Source organism: Phyllobacterium sp. SYP-B3895 (assembly GCF_009647635.1).
GTDB classification, from domain to species: Bacteria; Pseudomonadota; Alphaproteobacteria; order Rhizobiales; family Rhizobiaceae; genus Phyllobacterium; species Phyllobacterium pellucidum.
Genome location: NZ_WJIG01000002.1, coordinates 908,617 through 927,244 on the forward strand (window position 1 = coordinate 908,617; position 18,628 = coordinate 927,244).

The 18,628-nt window shown below is 59.7% G+C and carries 15 protein-coding genes; 5 read left to right on the plus strand and 10 right to left on the minus strand.

Going from position 1 to position 18,628, the window contains the following annotated elements; all coding sequences use genetic code 11:
• Window positions 1-8 precede the first annotated feature (8 nt).
• The 8 genes from GF108_RS10855 to GF108_RS10890 form a co-directional block, all read right to left on the minus strand.
• Window positions 9-239, minus strand: coding sequence for a CopG family ribbon-helix-helix protein (locus GF108_RS10855; protein ID WP_091949988.1), 231 nt, complete (start codon window positions 237-239; stop codon window positions 9-11).
• Between the two features lie 61 nt (window positions 240-300).
• Window positions 301-1,002 (minus strand): polysaccharide deacetylase family protein, encoded by a 702-nt coding sequence (locus tag GF108_RS10860; RefSeq protein WP_153668258.1) that lies wholly within the window; start codon window positions 1,000-1,002, stop codon window positions 301-303.
• A gap of 122 nt (window positions 1,003-1,124) precedes the next feature.
• Entirely contained in the window at window positions 1,125-3,791 is a 2,667-nt protein-coding gene (gene ppdK / locus GF108_RS10865; RefSeq protein WP_091949986.1) for a pyruvate, phosphate dikinase, read from the minus strand.
• Between the two features lie 147 nt (window positions 3,792-3,938).
• Window positions 3,939-7,397, minus strand: a complete 3,459-nt coding sequence (locus GF108_RS10870) for a chromosome segregation SMC family protein (protein WP_153667955.1) — start codon at window positions 7,395-7,397, stop codon at window positions 3,939-3,941.
• 81 nt (window positions 7,398-7,478) lie between these two features.
• Entirely contained in the window at window positions 7,479-8,174 is a 696-nt protein-coding gene (locus GF108_RS10875) for a DsbA family protein (protein WP_153667956.1), read from the minus strand.
• A 129-nt stretch (window positions 8,175-8,303) separates the two neighbouring features.
• Window positions 8,304-8,804, minus strand: a complete 501-nt coding sequence (locus GF108_RS10880) for a DUF721 domain-containing protein (protein ID WP_113281724.1) — start codon at window positions 8,802-8,804, stop codon at window positions 8,304-8,306.
• Between the two features lie 18 nt (window positions 8,805-8,822).
• Window positions 8,823-9,797, minus strand: a complete 975-nt coding sequence (locus GF108_RS10885; RefSeq protein WP_153667957.1) for an SDR family NAD(P)-dependent oxidoreductase — start codon at window positions 9,795-9,797, stop codon at window positions 8,823-8,825.
• A 34-nt stretch (window positions 9,798-9,831) separates the two neighbouring features.
• The gene (locus GF108_RS10890; protein ID WP_153667958.1) at window positions 9,832-11,148 is read right to left on the minus strand and encodes an O-antigen ligase; all 1,317 of its coding nucleotides are present in this window, start codon (window positions 11,146-11,148) and stop codon (window positions 9,832-9,834) included.
• An 82-nt stretch (window positions 11,149-11,230) separates the two neighbouring features.
• Between GF108_RS10890 and mutY the strand changes: the two genes are divergently transcribed.
• Window positions 11,231-12,310, plus strand: coding sequence for an A/G-specific adenine glycosylase (gene mutY, locus GF108_RS10895; RefSeq protein ID WP_153667959.1), 1,080 nt, complete (start codon window positions 11,231-11,233; stop codon window positions 12,308-12,310).
• Window positions 12,307-12,918, plus strand: coding sequence for an HAD family phosphatase (locus GF108_RS10900; protein ID WP_153667960.1), 612 nt, complete (start codon window positions 12,307-12,309; stop codon window positions 12,916-12,918). Before mutY ends, GF108_RS10900 begins: the two co-directional genes overlap by 4 nt.
• Window positions 12,919-13,000: 82 nt before the next feature.
• Here GF108_RS10900 and GF108_RS10905 read toward each other — a convergent pair whose 3' ends face one another.
• The gene (locus tag GF108_RS10905) at window positions 13,001-14,134 is read right to left on the minus strand and encodes a site-specific DNA-methyltransferase (RefSeq protein WP_153667961.1); all 1,134 of its coding nucleotides are present in this window, start codon (window positions 14,132-14,134) and stop codon (window positions 13,001-13,003) included.
• A 283-nt stretch (window positions 14,135-14,417) separates the two neighbouring features.
• Here GF108_RS10905 and GF108_RS10910 point away from each other — a divergent pair, with 283 nt between their 5' ends.
• Window positions 14,418-15,104, plus strand: coding sequence for an HAD family phosphatase (locus GF108_RS10910; RefSeq protein WP_153667962.1), 687 nt, complete (start codon window positions 14,418-14,420; stop codon window positions 15,102-15,104).
• A gap of 59 nt (window positions 15,105-15,163) precedes the next feature.
• Here GF108_RS10910 and GF108_RS10915 read toward each other — a convergent pair whose 3' ends face one another.
• Window positions 15,164-15,670, minus strand: coding sequence for a hypothetical protein (locus tag GF108_RS10915; protein WP_051614805.1), 507 nt, complete (start codon window positions 15,668-15,670; stop codon window positions 15,164-15,166).
• 243 nt (window positions 15,671-15,913) lie between these two features.
• Between GF108_RS10915 and thrC the strand changes: the two genes are divergently transcribed.
• Both thrC and GF108_RS10925 read left to right on the plus strand, forming a co-directional pair.
• The gene (thrC, locus tag GF108_RS10920) at window positions 15,914-17,311 is read left to right on the plus strand and encodes a threonine synthase (protein WP_153667963.1); all 1,398 of its coding nucleotides are present in this window, start codon (window positions 15,914-15,916) and stop codon (window positions 17,309-17,311) included.
• 10 nt (window positions 17,312-17,321) lie between these two features.
• Window positions 17,322-18,617, plus strand: a complete 1,296-nt coding sequence (locus GF108_RS10925; protein WP_027230061.1) for a pitrilysin family protein — start codon at window positions 17,322-17,324, stop codon at window positions 18,615-18,617.
• The last annotated feature ends 11 nt before the right edge of the window (window positions 18,618-18,628 follow it).

Here is an 18,628-nt window from a genome sequence, read left to right on the forward strand (position 1 = left end):
TCAATGGATTACTTTACGTATTTGGCAAGTGTTGCGGCAATGTCCTCGTCGCTCGCGAATTCGCCGCGATCCGCCTCAGCCAGGCCGGATTCTATCTCCGCCAGTTGCCATGTTTCGCGCGCCACGTAGTCTTCAATGGCTTGTGCGGCCATGTACGATCTCGATCGATCAAGCTTTTCCGCGAGCTGATCGAGCTTCGCCGCTGTTTCGTCTGGCACGCGCACCGTGAAAGCGGTCATTTCAAGTGATCCCTGTGGTTCACAATAACTCTTAGTGAACCAGCGCGGTTCGTCAAGCGTTCTAGACGCCCGACTGCACCGGCTTTTCGCTCTCCGTCACGTCCTCGAGACGAACGAAATGGAAGCCTTTTTGCTTGAGGGCAAGAACGCCCTTGACGACGCCGGCACCGGCAACGCGCGACGGCTGGTTGATGTGGGCGATGATGACATCGCCATCCTTGGCTCCGGCGATACGCTTTTCAACCTGGGCCGACATCAACGATGCACCCATATCGGCGTTGAGCGAATAGCCGGCGACGCGATAGCCCATCGAATGGACCAGTGCGATCGCGTCGTCGCTGTAGCGGGCCGTTGCATCGCGATACCATACGGGCTTCACCTTGGCCGTTGCCTCCATGGCGAGCGCTCCGCCTGCGATCTCGGCCTGGATCGCTTCCTGCGAGCCTGCCGTCTTCAGCCCGAACATCTCCGGCTGGTTGTCGATCGCAGGTACGTGATTGAGGCCATGGTTTTCGAGTTCGAACAGATCCCGATGTGCCTGCAGGATTGCGACAGCTTCCGGATTGCGCTTGAGCCAACGACCGGTAACGAAGATCGTCGCCGGAATGCGATTGTCCACAAGGGCATTAAGGATGCGCATGTCGGTTTGGCCGGCGCAGGCATCTAAAGTCAGGGCGACTTGCGGCCCGGCGTGCCCGCCCTTCGCAATGTAGAGTTTCGGCTCAACGAAATGCGGCTTGTCGCCAGCCACGGCATTCGCCATGGGCAGCGCCAGCAGGAGGGCGGTGAGGGCTGGCAAGGCTTTGCGCACGATATTCGCCGTTCTTAAAGGAATCTCCCGCGCAGATAGGCCAAGCAAACCGAGCGGATTTAAGGCAGAACCGCTCAGCCTTTCTTTGGCTTCGCCGATGCCTGCGCCGCTGCCAGTCGAGCGATGGGCACGCGGAACGGCGAACAGGACACATAGTCGAGCCCGGTTTCGTCGCAGAACTTGATCGAGGCCGGATCGCCGCCATGTTCACCGCAAATGCCGAGCTTGATACCCGGGCGTGTCGCCCTGCCCTTTTCCACGGCGATGCGGACGAGTTCGCCGACACCGTCCACGTCGATTGAGACGAACGGATCCTGCTCGATGATGCCCTTCGCCTGGTAGGTCGTCAGGAAGGAGGACGCATCATCGCGCGAGATGCCGAACGTGGTCTGGGTCAAATCATTGGTACCGAAGGAGAAGAACTCGGCGACCTCGGCGATCGAATGCGCCCGCACGGCGGCGCGCGGCAATTCGATCATGGTGCCGACGAGGTAATTGATCTTGATATCGGCTTCCTTCATCACATCGGCAGCAACCGCATCGATGCGCGCCTTGACGAAATCGAGTTCCGCCCGAAGCCCGACCAGCGGCACCATGATTTCCGGCTCAACCGGCGCACCGGTCGACTTGGCCGCGGCAACGGCTGCCTCGAAAATGGCGCGCGCCTGCATTTCCGCGATCTCCGGATAGGAAATTGCGAGGCGGCAACCACGGTGACCAAGCATCGGGTTGAATTCGTGCAAACTGTCGGTTCGCTCGCGCAACTTGTCGGCGCTGACATTCATCGCAGCGGCAACCTCGGCGATTTCTTCCTCGGTCTTCGGCAGGAATTCATGCAAGGGCGGGTCGAGCAGACGGATCGTGACCGGCAGGCCGTTCATGATCTCGAACAATTCGACGAAATCCGATCGCTGCATCGGCAGCAGCTTTTCGAGCGCGATCCTGCGGCCCTTTTCGTTGTCGGCGAGGATCATCTCGCGCATGGCGACGATGCGCTCGCCTTCGAAGAACATGTGTTCGGTGCGGCAAAGACCGATGCCCTCGGCGCCGAACGAGCGCGCCGTGCGTGCATCGGTCGGGGTTTCGGCATTGGCGCGCACCTTCATGCGCCGCGTCTTGTCGGCCCATTCCATAATCTGGCCGAAATCGCCCGAAAGCTCCGGCTGCAGCATGGGCACGGAGCCCTTCAGCACCTGCCCCGTGCCGCCATCGACGGTGATGATGTCGCCTTTCTTCAGAACGACCCCCATGGCGAGCAGCGTCTCATTGCGGTAGTCGACCCGCAATGAACCAGCGCCGGAGACGCAAGGCTTGCCCATGCCGCGAGCAACCACAGCCGCGTGGCTGGTCATGCCGCCACGCGTCGTCAGGATGCCTTCTGCCGCATGCATGCCATGGATGTCTTCCGGGCTCGTCTCGATACGCACGAGAATGACCTTGCGGCCTTCGGCCTTCGCCTGTTCGGCATCCTCGGAAGAGAAGACAAGTTCACCCGTGGCAGCGCCCGGAGATGCAGGCAGGCCGGTCCCGATCACGTCGCGCTTGGCTTTCGGATCGATGGTCGGGTGCAGCAACTGGTCGAGCGAGGCCGGATCGATGCGCAACACGGCTTCTTCGCGGGTAATCAGCCCCTCGTTCGCCATGTCGACGGCAATCCTCAGCGCAGCTTTGGCCGTGCGCTTGCCGGCCCGCGTCTGCAGCATCCACAATTTGCCGTCCTCGATGGTGAATTCGAGATCCTGCATGTCGGTATAATGCTTCTCAAGCCGGTCCGAGACGGCGCAGAACTCGGCAAAAGCCTGGGGCATGACTTTCTCGAGCGACGGCTTGTCGGAACCGGCGGCGATCCGCGCATCCTCGGTGATGTTCTGCGGCGTGCGAATGCCGGCAACGACATCCTCGCCCTGGGCGTTGACCAGGAACTCACCATAAAGCTTCTTTTCGCCGGTTGATGGATTGCGTGTGAAGGCGACGCCGGTCGCGGAGCGATCGCCCATATTGCCGAAGACCATCGCCTGGATGTTGACGGCGGTGCCCCAGTTTTCCGGAATGCCGTGCAGGCGGCGATAGGTAATCGCACGCGTGTTCATCCAGCTTGAAAATACAGCGCCGATCGCGCCCCAGAGTTGCTCCTCGGGGTCTTGCGGGAATGGCTTTTCCAGCTCTTCCTCGATCTTTTCCTTGTACAGCTCGATGATATTTTTCCAATCGTCGGCGCTAAGCGCAGTATCGACCTCGTGGCCAAGATTGGCCTTGGTGTCTTCGAGGATCTCCTCGAAAACCGAGTGGTCGAGGCCCATGACGACATCGGAATACATCTGGATGAAGCGGCGATAGCTATCATAGGCGAAACGGGGATCGCCCGATTCCTCGGCGATTGCTTCCACGGTTTCGTCATTCAGGCCGAGATTGAGGACCGTATCCATCATCCCGGGCATCGATGCACGTGAACCCGAGCGCACCGAAACGAGAAGCGGTTTTGCCTTGTCGCCGAAGGTTCGGCCGGTCACGGCAGCAATATGCTCCAGCGACTTCTTGACGTCGGCTGCGAGCGCTTCAGGGTATTTGCGGCCGTTCTCGTAGAACCAGCTGCACACATCGGTGGTAATCGTAAAGCCCGGAGGGACTGGCAGGCCCAGCGCGCACATCTCGGCGAGATTGGCGCCTTTGCCTCCCAGGAGATTTCGATCATTGGCAGAACCCTCTGCCTTGCCGTCACCGAACGTGTAGACCCATTTCATTCTAGCAGCCTCCCTTGGCACAAGAGAGGTCTACGCGATCGATCCGTCAAGCACCATAGAAAAATGCTGCATTGCACCATTCAAATCGATTAGCAGAGTAAAACAGCATTAAGCTTTGAAAAGCTTCGTCATTTCAGCGGCTGCAACTCAGCTCGCTTCGCGCAATTGCTCCGCGGTCTGCAGATCAACGGAAACAAGCTGGCTTACACCCTGCTCGCCCATGGTGACGCCGAACAGCCGGTTCATCCGCGCCATGGTGATGGGGTTGTGGGTAATGACCACGAACCGCGTATCCGTCGAGGAAGCCATCTCATCCATCAAATTGCAGAAGCGCTCGACATTGTGATCGTCGAGCGGCGCATCGACTTCGTCGAGCACGCAGATCGGCGCCGGATTGGTGAGGAACACGGCGAAGATCAGCGCCATGGCCGTCAGCGCCTGTTCGCCGCCGGAGAGCAGCGTCATGGTCTGCGGTTTCTTGCCCGGCGGCCGCGCAAGGATTTCGAGCCCTGCCTCGAGCGGATCGTCGGATTCGATCAGTTGCAGTTCCGCCGTGCCACCGCCGAAGAGATGGGTGAACAGGCGCTGGAACTGGACGTTCACCACCTCGAACGCCGCAAGCAAACGCTCGCGACCTTCGCGGTTGAGGCTCTGGATAGCCTGGCGCAGTTTCTTGACGGCCTCGATGATGTCCTCGCGCTCGCTGACGATCGCTTCGAGACGGGCGGAAAGTTCCTCCTGCTCTTCCTCGGCGCGCAGGTTGACTGCACCGAGCCGTTCGCGCTCGATCTTCAACCGCTCAAGATTGCGTTCGGTGGCGTCTACATCCGGCAGCGGATCATTGGGTCCGAGACCTGTCAGCTTCAAGGCTTCGTGCGGTGCGCAGTGAAGGGCCTCAGTGATGCGCGCTTCGGTATCCTTGCGCCGCTCCTGCGCTGCCGCGAGGCGTTCTTCGGCGCGCGCCCTGCCCTCACGCGCTGTCGCCAGCGCCTGAATGGCTTCGGTTGCGGCCCGGTCGAGTTCATGCTGGCGGCTTTCGGCCACGGCAAGCCGGTCTGCGGCATCGCGGCGGAGCAGGTCGGCCTCGGAAAGCTGCGACAGCAGAGTACGGTTGCGATCCTCGATTTCCTCCGGTGCATCCGCGAGTTGTTCGGATTCGCGCTCGGTTTCGAGCCGCCGTTCGATCAGCGATTTGATCTGGCGGTCGGCGTTGTCGGCGCGCCCGATCCAGCTCTTGCGCTCAAATGCAATGGATTCGAGCCGGCGCATGCGATTGTCCGCCTCGCGGCGCAGCCCGTCATGAATGGCGCGCGCTTCCGACAGTCCGGCGCGGTCCTGCGTGACCTCGCTTGTCAGATGGGCGAGACGCAAATCGAGGTCATGCAGGTCGATCGCATCGGCCAGCCTCGTTTCGGCGTCCACATGCTGTTCGTGCGCTTCTTCGAGCGTTTCGGCGAGCCGTGTCTTGCCCTCTTCGAGCGCTGCTCGGCGGCTCGACAGTTGGCCCGCCGCCCGCTCCGCCGCTGCCAGCGCCTCGCGTGCGTCGCTCACTGCGCGTTGCGTGCCGCGGACCCGCTCGCGGGCGCCACGTTCGGCATCGACTAATTGACGGACATTGGCTTCGGCGCCGGCAATCGCGGCTTCCGCCTCGCGCAGGCGTTTCGTTGCCGCCACAACTTCGAGATCGAGTTCTGCCAGCCGGTTCTTCTGGGCAAGCCGCTGCGCCGCCGGCGTCGGTGCATCGGCCCTTGCGGTATAGCCATCCCAGCGCCATAGCGCACCGGAGAGGCTGACCAGCCGTTGCCCGGCCTGCAGCGACGATTGCAGCCGGGCGCCATCGGCTTCATGGACGACGCCAATCTGCGCCAGACTGCGTGCCAATTGCCGTGGGGCGCGGACGAACTCCGAGAGCGACCGGACGCCGGACGGAAGATCCGGGTCACCGCCTGCATTGTCGACTTCGCTCCAGAATACGGGCGCACCATGATCGGTCGGTGCGTCGAGATCTTCGCCGAGTGCGGCTCCGAGCGCAACTTCGTACCCCTTGTCCACCTTGATCGACTCGACCACCGGCGGGAAAAGATCCGTGCCTCCGGCGTTGATCATTCTGGCAAGTGTATGCGCCTCGGTTTCAATACGGCCAAGCTCAGCACGCGTCTCCTGCAAGGGTTGCCGCAGTTCCGCTTCTCGCTGGCGCGCATTTTCGACGGCAGCTTCGGCAATGATCGCGGACTCTTCGGCCTGCGCCAACTCGGCTTCGGCGGCTTCAACCAGTCCCTGCTTTTCGACCGGGTCCGCCAAGGACGAGATCTCGCCGATCACACTGGCGAGATCGCGTTCGACATCGCCAAGCTGGCGTACCAGCCGGTCGCGGCGCTCCGCGCTATCGCGCATATTGCGCTCGATCTGCGCCCGTTCGGCGGAAGCTTCGGCGCGTTCTGCCGTAAGCTTGGTAAGCGCAGCCTCACTTTCCTTCAGCTTCGCATCGGCGCGTTCGAATTCGGCCCGCGTCGCAATCTCGCGTTCGCCGGCGCCGGCGTTTTCTTCGTGAAGCGCCTGTTCCTCTGCCTCGAGCCGGGCGAGTACGTCGGCATTGTCACGCACCATTTGCTCTTCACGGGCAATGTCTGCCGTAAATTGCACAAGTCGCTTTTCAAGTTCGCCCTGGCGGGCGCGGATACGCTCGGCCTCTTCATTGAGTTGTGCGCGGGCGATGGTGAGGCGCTGCAGCACCGCGGCGGCCTTCGCCTCTGCCTCACGCAGGTCCGGCAGCTTGTGCGCGCCGATTGCCTGTTCCTTGGCGGCATTCATCTGCAGCTGGGCCTGCTCGCCGACGCCCGATGTCGCCACCGACAGCGCCGACTGGGCTTCGCCTTCATGCGCCTTGGCGACCGCCCACTTCAGATGCAACAGGATCGCTTCGGAACGGCGGATATCGGCGGAAAGGCTCTTGAAGCGGTTTGCCTGACGCGATTGCCGGCGCAGGCTTTCGATCTGGGTTTCGAGTTCGCCGACAACGTCTTCAAGCCGCTCGAGATTCTGCTCGGCCGCGCGCAGCCTCAGCTCCGCCTCATGCCGGCGCGTGTGCAGGCCAGAAATGCCCGCAGCTTCTTCGAGCAATGCACGGCGCGCTTGGGGCTTTGCCTGAATAAGCTCGCCGATGCGGCCCTGTCCGACCATGGAGGGAGAGCGTGCGCCTGTGGACTGGTCCGCAAACAGCAGCTGCACGTCCTTGGCGCGGGCATCCTTGCCGTTGATGCGGTATACGGACCCCGCCTCGCGTTCGATGCGGCGCGATACCTGCAGTTCATCGGCATTGTTGAATGCAGACGGAGCAGTGCGGTCCTGATTGTCGAGAAAGAGCGTCACTTCGGCCGTATTGCGCGATGGGCGCGTTCCGGACCCGGAGAATATCACGTCATCCATGCCGGATGCGCGCATGTTCTTGTAGGAATTCTCGCCCATCACCCAGCGCAGCGCTTCGACAAGGTTGGACTTGCCGCAGCCATTGGGGCCGACAACGCCAGTCAGCCCGCCTTCGATGACGAATTCAGCTGGCTCGACGAAGGATTTGAAGCCGAGGAGGCGGAGTTTGGTGAAGCGCATCAGCAGCCCTTCCCGTCAACCGGCGCCCGAATGCAAACGGCGGGCGCACCGAAGCACCCGCCGACAACTGTATCGCAGGTATTAGAGCAGGCCGTCGATGATCGCCGACATTTCGTCAACCGAAAGGGCTCCCGAGTATTTCGAGCCATTGATAAAGAAAGTCGGAGTTGCATTTACTCCGAATTCATTGGCTCCGCGCTCACGCGCAGCATTCACATCATCCAGAAGTTTTTGGTTCGTCAAGCAAGCCTTGAACGACTCCTGTGTAAAACCGGCCAATTTAGAGATTTGCAGCAAAGGTTCTTCTGCATTTGCTGCGCCCGCCCATTGTTCCTGCTGTGCGAAGAGGACTTCGACCATCGGATAATAGCGATCTTCCGGCGCGCACCGTGCAAGCATGAAGGCGGCTGCGGCACGCGGATCAAACGGGAATTCGCGAAGGATGAGCTTCGCCTTGCCGGTGTCGATGTATTTTTCCTTGATCGTCGGCAGGGTCGTCGTGGCGAAATGCGCGCAGTGCGGGCAAGTCATCGACGCATATTCGACGATGGTGACAGGCGCCTCGGCCTTGCCCATGACGATGTCCTTCAAGGTACCTGGCGCCATCAGCTTGGCTTCGTCGATCTTGCCCGCCGGCTCGGGGGCCTTCACCGGCGCTGTGCCATCCGCAGGCTTTGCTGCTTCCTGGGCCCATGCCTGGCCGGATGCAAGAGCAATGGCGGCCGTCGAGGCGGCGGCAAGCGCCAGTACGTTTCTGCGGGTGAAGAATTCAGTCATAAGTTCACCTGTCTCCGGTGTTTGATCTGTCTACTGACTCGTTAGAGCCCCATGGCAGTCTCTTTAAGGCAGAGACAGCGATCTGTCTTTGAATTTTTCGTGAAGGATCAAGGGTCGGTCCGTGGCAACTCAGCGCCCCTTGCGCTCCGCATGGATGCTGTTTCCGAGCCGCTCGAGGGCCTCGCGCAATCCGTCATCCTCGATAGGCTCGACAGCATGGCTGATCTTCCGTGAGGTCTCTGCGTCGACGGGCGGCAAGGAACGCTTTTTCACGACGGGCAGCGCGACCGGCTTTTGCTCGATCTTGATGCGTCCGACCGCAGCAAAGCCCAGGAAGGCATTGACACGGCTAATGATTTCGCCGGTCTCATGCTGGACGCGCATCGCGGTGAATCCCTGGCAAGCAATCACCAAGGTGGCCGGTTGAAACGGATCATCCTCGCGGGCGCGCCGGGGCCAGATGAGTTTCAGCGGGCGGGACAATCCGCCAAGACTCGAGCCGACGACTTCGTCCCACGCCTGGACGAGTTCGATCGTGATCCCGGCCCGTTTGCGCAACACAGGATCGAGGATCCCCGCGGCGGGATCGGCCAAGGGCCGGAATCCTTTCCGCTGTTGGCTATCGTTCATCGGATCGTCGCCATCATGTCAGCGGCCATTGTAGCCGCGGAACCACTCTACGAACAAAGGTATGCCTTCTTCCAACGAAGTCGAGGGAGAAAACCCGAGATCGCGTGCGGCAAGGTCGATATCGGCATAGGTGCGCGGCACATCGGCGGGCGGCATGGGCGCAAATTCCTTGGTCGCTTCGCGGCCGCATGCCTTTTCGATAATCTCGATAAAGCGCATCAGGGCGACGGGCTTGTTGTTGCCGAGATTATAGACCGGGGCCGTTGCTTCAGGATTGGTCAGGATGCGGTTCATTGCGCCAACGACGCCATTGACGATATCGTCGATGAAGGTGAAATCCCGTTCCATCTTGCCGTGGTTGTAAACCTTTATCGGCTCCCCTTTGAGGATCGCATCCGTAAACAACCAAGGCGCCATGTCAGGGCGGCCGTAAGGGCCGTAAACGGTGAAGAAACGCAGTCCGGTGGACGCAATCTTGTGCACATGCCGGTAGGAATGGGCCAGGAGCTCGCCGGAACGTTTCGTCGCCGCATAGACGGAAACCGGATTATCGACAGGATCGCTCTCGGAAAACGGCACTTTGCTGTTGGTCCCGTAAACCGAAGACGAACTCGCATAGACGATGGGCGGTCGCTTTTTCATCCGCAATGCCTGTTCGAAGACCGTGACCTGACCATGGACATTCGCGTCGACATAGGCAGCGGGATTTTCGACCGAATAGCGAACCCCCGCCTGGGCGGCCAGATGAATGATGACATCGGCATCGGTATCTTCGCCGATCGCAGCGGCGAGTTCGCCGGCATTGGCAATGTTGGCGCGCACGAAGCGGATGCCGGCATGGCCATCAAGAGCCGATAGCCGCGTTTCCTTGAGCGCTACCGGATAGTAGTCATTGACGTTGTCGATCGCGACAATCTCGACGCCTTCGGTTGCGAGCCTTCTTGCAACGTGGAAACCGATAAAGCCAGCGGCTCCTGTGACAATGGCCTTCATCGTTCTCCCGTTTCCCTTTGCAACCTGCCCAAGTTCATGCCCTTGCACTCAGCGCCGCAACGTCAGCCTCGGCGTGTTGGGCAACCTGGGGGATCGAAAGAAATGGTGCATTGCCCGGCATCCAGCAGATCAAGATGGTCAGATAGATAAACACGGCGTCAGTGGCGTCGTGGCCGAACATGATCCCCAACATGCCGGTTATGATGTAGCTCGACAGCAAGAGCAACGCGATTGCCGTCGCAAGGTCGCGGCCCGGTCCCGGCTCCTTCTGGCGCGCGCCGATGAGAGGGGTAGCAAGGAGCGCCATGACACCAAGGACGCCGAGAATGCCGCCGTCAACCGCTGCGTTCAAAAGTCCGTTGTGAACATGGGTAAATGTCATCTGCTTTTCAGGCGGCAAATTCAACACCGCGTTGACCGAGGACATTCTGTTCTGCGGACCCTCGCCGAGAAGCGGCGACTGCAGGAATACCTGCGCGCCGGCCGACCAGAGCATAAGACGGGCCTTCAGCGAGTTGATGTTCTCCTGCGGCTGGTCAAGGTGGGTGATATCGCTTTCGAGCGCATGGTAGCGCTCGGTTACCTTGATTGACGCGACGGAAATGACCGCCACGATCAGGACGGTTCCCACAACCTTCGCCGCATTGGTAAGCGACGGCAACGACTGGCCACGCAAATACCAATAGAGGATCGCAAAGTGCACCGGCATGACCAGCCAGGCCGACCTTGTTCCCGAAAGAAAAGCGCAGGCCATTCCGCAGGCAAAGCCCAGGATCGCAATCACACGCTCGGTCTTGCTATTTGAGTGGGCGTTGAGGAGCGAGATACTGCCGAAGAGCACAGCAAACAGGCCAAAGACGGCAGCATTGCCGGCGCCGGCTTCAGCGCGCGTGGCAAAGAAAGTTATCTGAACGAGGCTGTAGGCGAGTGCTCCGATCATGCCGATGCCGGCGCCGGTGATCAGGAAGGGTACGAGGCGGCCGGAAACGCCGGCATGAAGCCGCGGAAGTACCGCCCAAACGGCGAGGAACGGGATCATTTTCAGAATATAGGTGAGGCCGGCTTTCGCATTGGGATGAAGGACGACCGAGACGACCGTAACGACGATATAGAAAGTGACGCACCAGGCGACGCGTTTTTCAGTCGGCGTCAATTTGAAGGGGAAGCGCTTGAACGCCAGCGAGATAACTGCCCATATGAAGGCAAGGACAAGCGTAACTGACGTCCCACTTGCCAAAAGGCCCGGGAAAAGCGCGAAGAGAAATGTAAAAATGCGATTATTGCGATCGATTCCAATAAAATGTCCCCTGGCGGGGAGCATCAAGGGCTTGGTCAACTGATCTGGAAACATTCATGATTCCGAATATTTTTGTTCTTGTACTCGCAGCGGTTCTGTATGAACCGTTGGCCCCGTGTAGCGCAGTTTGAGATTGATGCAACCAATAACCGCCAACCTGCTCGATTGGTATGATTCTCACCACCGGATTCTACCATGGCGCATTTCGCCGCGCGAGCAGAAGGCCGGGAAATCTGTGGATCCCTACCGAATCTGGCTATCCGAGATCATGTTGCAGCAGACGACGGTCGAGGCCGTGAAGCCCTATTTCAACGCCTTTGTCGAAAAGTGGCCGACCGTGAAGGACCTTGCTGCTGCCAGCCAGGACGCCGTCCTGCGCGCCTGGGCGGGGCTTGGCTATTATTCGCGGGCGCGCAATCTGAAGAAATGCGCCGATGCCGTATGCGCCGATCACGGCGGAGCGTTCCCTTCTGATATCAACGGGTTGAAGTCATTGCCGGGGATCGGCGACTACACGGCCGCGGCGATTGCCTCGATCGCGTTCAACAGGGCTTTCGCGGTCGTCGATGGCAATGTTGAGCGTGTTATCAGCCGCCTTTACGCAATCGACACCCCTCTCCCCGCCGCCAAGTCTGAAATCCGCGCCCGCATGCAGGCGCTCACCCCTGATGAACGTCCCGGCGATTTCGCGCAGGCCACGATGGATCTCGGTGCGACAATTTGCACGCCGAAGCGGCCGGCCTGTTTTGTCTGTCCCGTGAAGGAGGGCTGCGAGGCCCTGCAAACGAGCGATCCGGAACTTTATCCCGTCAAGGCGGCCAAGAAGGAAAGGCCGATCCGCCTTGGGGCGGCCTTTGTTGCCGTCTCTGCGGACAACGAAGTTTTGCTGCGCAGTCGCACCGAATCCGGTTTGCTTGGCGGGATGGCAGAGGTGCCCACCACAGCCTGGACAGCGCGTCAGGACGGCGCGACGGATATCGCCAGCGCGCCATTTGCGGCCGACTGGATTGCTGCCGGCAACATCACGCACATCTTCACACATTTCGAGTTGCGGCTTGCCGTCTTCAAGGCAGGCAATATCCCTGCAATGCAAAACCTTGACGGTTGGTGGGTAAAAATCGAAAAACTTTCAGCCGAGGCGTTGCCTACGGTCATGAAAAAAGTCATTGCAGCAGCCATCCCCCACGCTTTTGCAAAAAGAGGTAAGGACGTATGACACCCGTCAAGCATATCGTTTTCGACATCGGCCAGGTTCTCATCCACTACGAGCCCGATGCCGCTTTTCGGGAACTCATTCCGGACGCCGCCGAGCGGAAATGGTTCTTTGACAATATCTGCACGCATGAATGGAACATCGAACAGGACCGCGGCCGCAAATGGGTCGATGCCGAGGCGCTGCTGATTGCGGACTTTCCCGACCAGGAAGACCACATCCGTTCATTTCGCAAAAACTGGCACATGATGATCACTCATTCGATCGATGGCAGCGTCACGATCCTGCGCCAGCTCATCGCCGACGGCCATGACGTCACCATGCTGACCAACTTCGCGTCCGATACATTGCGCGAGGCCTGGGAGCGCTTTCCGTTCTTGACCGAGAGCCGCGGCGTAACCGTTTCAGGTGATATCGGACTGATCAAGCCGGACAAGGCCATCTATGATCACCATGTCGCGGCCTTCGAACTTGAGCCAGCTGCAACACTGTTCATCGACGACAGCGCCAAGAACGTCGCGGGAGCAAAGCAAGCTGGCTGGCAGTCCGTGCAATTCACCGGTCCAGAGGCGCTGAAGGCGGATCTCAATAATCTCGGCATTCGCGTCTGATCGCCAAAGACGAAACGCCCAGGCATGAAGCCTGAGCGTTTCGGATCAGAACGGCACTGGAGGTCCGCGTCCGATCGGAACGTCAGCCTCCGGCTGTCGTCATGCCGCTTCGCACCTGCTTGCGCAACTCGTCGATCGGCTTGAGAACGCCTGCATCTTCATAGTGCCAGAAAGTCCAGCCGTTGCAGGCATCGAGCCCTTGCGCCTTTGCACCCATCCGGTGGATGGAGCCGGCATCGCCACCTGCCGTGACGGTGCCGTCGGCCCTGATGATGGCCGCGTGACGGCGCCGCGCATCGCTGAGGATGGCGCCGGGTTTCAACAGGCCGGACTCGACGATGCTGCCAAAGGCGACGCGCGGCTCGGCGCGCTTGCCGGTCATGACCGTGAGTTCAGCCCCAGCCAGCGGCTCCACGGCAGCGATGCGAGCCGTCGCAGCATCGATATATTTCTGCTCGCGCTCGATGCCGACGAAATGTCGCCCGAGGCGCTTTGCCACCGCGCCCGTGGTTCCCGAACCGAAGAAGGGATCGAGAATGACGTCGCCGGGTTTCGACGATGCCATGAGAATGCGGGCAAGCAGGGCTTCTGGCTTCTGTGTTGGGTGGATCTTGTCGCCATTCTCATCTTTCAGACGCTCCGCACCGGTGCAAATGGGAAAGAGCCAGTCCGACCGCATCTGCAGGTCGTCATTGGCAGCCTTCATCGCCTCATAGTTAAATGTGTAGCCCTTGGACTTCTGGTCGCGCGATGCCCAGATCATGGTCTCATGCGCATTCTGGAAGCGGCGACCGCGAAAGTTCGGCATGGGATTGTTCTTGCGCCAGATGACGTCGTTGAGCATCCAGAAGCCAAGATCCTGCATCATCGAGCCGACGCGGAAAATATTGTGATAGGAGCCGATGACCCAGATCGTGCCGTTGGGCTTGAGAACGCGTCGGCACGCCAGCAGCCAGGCACGGGTGAAGGCATCATAGGCCTGAAAGCTTTCGAACTGGTCCCAGTGGTCATCGACCGCATCGACCTTCGACTGGTCGGGACGATGCAGATCACCGTCGAGCTGCAAATTGTAGGGCGGGTCGGCAAAGATGATATCGACGGAATGATCCGGCAGCCGGTTGAGGGCGGCCACACAGTCGCCCTTCAAAATTGTATCGAGCCAGGAGGATTGCGGCGCTGCCTGGGGCAGTTCATTCACGAGACGAACAACGGACATGGGGTACTCGACTACTGGGGACGCATTACAGAGCCTCATGGTTACCGGACGCGGTAAATTTCGCGTTAAGAGCCGGCGTTATGCGGGAAACTGTTCGTGGTGCATTGAACCCCGCAACCTTTCTGGGGTGTGACGGAGTGGTAACTTCAGCGCCACCCAAATCGCCATAGCCCGCTTTTCTTTGACGCCCGGACAATTAGCGTGTAGTCGATGCCGGTAAATCCCCCAAGCGACCGAAATGCTGCACGATGGCAGCGCTATTTTCACGAACAGGTATGATTTAATGGAACCACAGCTCATTATTTTCGACTGCGATGGCGTGCTCGTCGATTCCGAATTCCTTGCCGCACAGGTCGAGTCCAGGCTCCTGACCGATGCAGGCTATCCGATCGAACCCGAAGACATTGCCGAGCGCTTTGCCGGCCTGACCTGGACCGACATCCTGCTTCAGGTCGAGAAGGAAGCAGGAATTCCAATTTCCGCGCAGTTGATCGAAGAATCCGCCAAGCAGATGGATTATAAGCTGCGCAACGAGCTCAACGTAATCGATGGCGTGGAACAGGTCGTTGCCTCGCTGAAATATCCGAAATGCATCGCCTCGAACTCGATCAGTTCCTCGCTCAAGATGATGCTGGAGCAGAGCACGCTCTACGATCTGTTTGCCCCGCACATCTTTTCGGCGCGTGAGGTTGGATCGCAGAAGCCGAAGCCGGCGCCGGACGTCTATCTCTTTGCGGCGCGGCATTTCAACGTCGATCCAGCGCGGGCAATCGTAATCGAAGACTCGACACATGGTGTTCACGCGGCCCGGGCAGCCGGCATGCGTGTCATCGGCTTTACCGGCGGCGCTCACACCTATCCGGGTCATGCGGACAAATTGACGGATGCCGGCGCTGAAACAGTCATCAGCCGCCATCGCGATCTGCCGGCCGTGATCGAAGCCATGTCGGTGTGGTCGGAAGCCGTTTGATCCAGCTTCAGTCAAAAAGAAGACGGCCGGTATTTCCACCGGCCGTCTTTGTTGACGATCTAGTTCTTTTTCTTTGTCTTTGCCTTGGCGCTATCGTCCGGACCTTCGTCAAAGCCGACGAATACCTGAACGTTCCGGCTCGCCGGCTTGGGGAAGCTCACGTTCGGATCGTTGAAGATGAACTGGGTGGCCGCGCCACTGTCGTTGACCGCAACCGCCTGCCTGCTCAGCTTGGAGTAGACAACGTCGGAGCCCTGGATGACGGCAACACGGATTGGCACCGTGACTGTACCGGGCGTGAACTTCGCCCCGGGAACGATCTTGCCGGAAACGGCGACAGTCATGGTCATCGTCGTGTCGTCAGAATTGCAAGAGCGGGTTTCGTCCGACATGGATGCCTGATAAATCAGGTTCGCCGGGTTCTTGTCGGTGGTCTTCCCGTAATTGTTGATGACCGAGGTTCCTTCGCGGATCGTGACGGGCGGGCAGAAGGCGCGCAGTTGCGAGGCGGTGAGGCGCTTGTCGGCCTCGGCGGTGGCCTGGGCCTTGGGGGAGTTCGTGTCCACGGTCCCGCCGCTCGTCGAACAGGCCGCAAGACCTGCAGCAAAGACCAATGCACAAATTGGGGCGCAAAGTTGATAGAAGGGCAGAGTTTTTTGTGTTTCTGACTTCATGAACTGAACTTTCCTCGTAGAACGAACCTTGACGAACGAACGTGTTCTATATCAACGGTTCGATGAGAATGCGACGGGGCTGCGCAAGCTTTTTGCCAAGGCGGCGCGTGCATCCAAAGGCAAGGGATATTTGAGATGAAATACGTTAGTACACGCGGCGAAGCGCCGGTTTTAGGATTTTCCGATGCCCTTCTCGCCGGCCTTGCGCGCGATGGCGGGCTCTATCTTCCCCAGGAATTTCCACAATTTTCTGCAGACGAGATCCGTTCACTGCGGGGCAAGACCTACGCCGAGATCGCGATTCACGTGCTGACGCCGTTCATTGCAGGGGACATCGACCAGGCCGATTTCGAGGCCATGGTGCACGAAGCCTACGCCACCTTCCGCCATGAGGCGGTCTGCCCCTTGGTCCAGACCGGACATAATGAGTTCGTGCTGGAGCTTTTCCATGGTCCGACGCTCGCATTCAAGGATGTGGCGATGCAGCTTCTGGCGCGGCTGATGGACTACAGTCTTGCCAAGCGGAGCGAGCGGGCGACCATCGTCGGTGCAACGTCCGGCGACACGGGCGGCGCGGCTATCGAGGCCTTTGCCAACCGCGACCGGACCGACATCTTCATTCTGTTTCCGCACAACCGCGTCTCGCCCGTGCAGCAGCGGCAAATGACGACGTCGGCAGCGTCCAATGTTCATGCGCTCGCCATCGATGGCAATTTCGACGATTGCCAATCGCTCGTCAAAGGCATGTTCAACGATCTCAACTTCCGCGACGCGCTCTCGCTCTCTGGTGTCAATTCGATCAACTGGGCGCGGATCATGCCGCAGATCGTCTATTACTTCACGTCGGCGCTCAGCCTCGGCGCTCCCGACCGGCCAATTTCGTTCACTGTGCCAACCGGCAATTTCGGTGATATTTTCGCAGGTTACGTTGCAAAGCGCATGGGACTTCCGATCGAGCGCCTCGCCATTGCCACCAACGACAACGATATACTTGCCAGGACGCTGGAGACCGGCAATTACGAAACGCGCGGCGTGGTACATACGACCTCGCCGTCGATGGACATCCAGGTTTCGTCCAATTTCGAACGCTTGCTCTTTGAAGCGCACGGCCGTGACGCGGCCTCGGTACGGCGCCTTATGGACGGCCTCAAGCAATCCGGAAGCTTCTCGATCGCCGAAAAGGCACTCGGCTTCATCCGGTCCGAATTCGATGCCGGCCGCTCCAGCAAGGCGGAGACAACCGGGATCATCGCGAGCGTACTAAAGCAGTCCGGCTATCTGCTCGATCCGCATTCGGCCATCGGCCTGAAAGTAGCACGCGAAGTTCTGCGGTCGACGGCGCCAAGCGTTGTCCTTGCCACGGCTCATCCAGCCAAGTTCCCGGATGCCGTGAAGGAGGCAAGCGGTGTCCATCCAGACCTGCCGCTCTGGCTGGGTGATCTCATGCAACGAAAAGAACAGTACACGGTACTTCCCAACGACCTTAAAATTGTGGAAGAGTATGTGAGCCGGCATTCAAGAGCGGCAAAGTAAGGAGCATTGCATGGGCGTTGAAATCAGTCGCCTCTCCAACGGTTTGACGATTGCGACAGAGACAATGCCGCATGTGGAGAGCGTAGCCCTTGGCATTTGGGTCAAGGCAGGGTCACGGAACGAGGCAAGCAACCAGCACGGTATAGCCCATCTTCTCGAACACATGGCCTTCAAGGGCACCGAGAACCGCTCCGCCTGGAAGATCGCCGCCGATATCGAGGATGTGGGCGGTGAAATCAACGCCGCGACCAGCGTCGAGACCACTTCGTATTATTCTCGCGTCCTGCGCGATGACATGCCGCTCGCGATCGACATTCTCGCCGACATCATGACGAGTTCGAAGTTTGATGCCGAGGAACTCGAGCGCGAAAAGAACGTCGTCATGCAGGAGATCGGCGCTGCGCACGATACGCCCGACGATGTGGTTTTCGATCGCTTCACCGAAGCGGCCTTTCAGAACCAGACCATCGGACGTACCATCCTTGGCACGCCGGAGACCGTCCAATCCTTCTCGTCGGCCGACCTTCGCCGCTATATGGACGAGCAATACAGCGCCGAGCGCATGGTCGTCGTCGCCACCGGCGGTGTTAAGCACGACGAATTCGTCCGAGAGGTCGAAAAGCGCCTCGGTTCGTTCCGGCCGAAATCGACGGCCCCGGAACCCGAAATCTCCCACTATGTCGGCGGCGATTTCCGCGAACAACGCGAATTGATGGACGCCCAGGTGGTGATCGGTTTTGAGGGCCGCGCCTATCATGTGCGTGATTTCTATGCCTCGCAGCTCTTGGCGATGATCCTCGGTGGCGGCATGTCTTCACGCCTCTTCCAGGAAGTGCGGGAAAAGAGGGGCCTGTGCTACTCGGTCTATGCGTTCCATTGGGGGTTCTCCGAGACCGGCGTTTTCGGGGTCCATGCTGCAACCGGCCGCAATCATCTGAAAAAGCTCGTGCCCGTGATCATTGACGAGTTGCACGCTGCTGCCCGCAATATCAGCCAGGAGGAATTGAACCGGGCACGGGCGCAATACCGGGCGAGCCTGCTGATGTCGCATGAAAGCGCAGCAAGCCGCGCCGGACAGATCGCACGCCAGATGCTTCTCTACGGAAATCCGATATCGACCGACGAACTGGTCGAGCGTCTCTCGAAGATCACTGTTGAACGTTTGACCGACCTTGCCGGACGCCTGTTCCTCGACACGACGCCTACAGTCGCTGCGGTCGGCCCGATCGGTTCCTTGATGAAGTTCGCCGATATCCGTCATGGACTGACTGCCCCAGCGTCGAGCCCGAGAAAGATAGCGGTCTGACGGCGATCCGG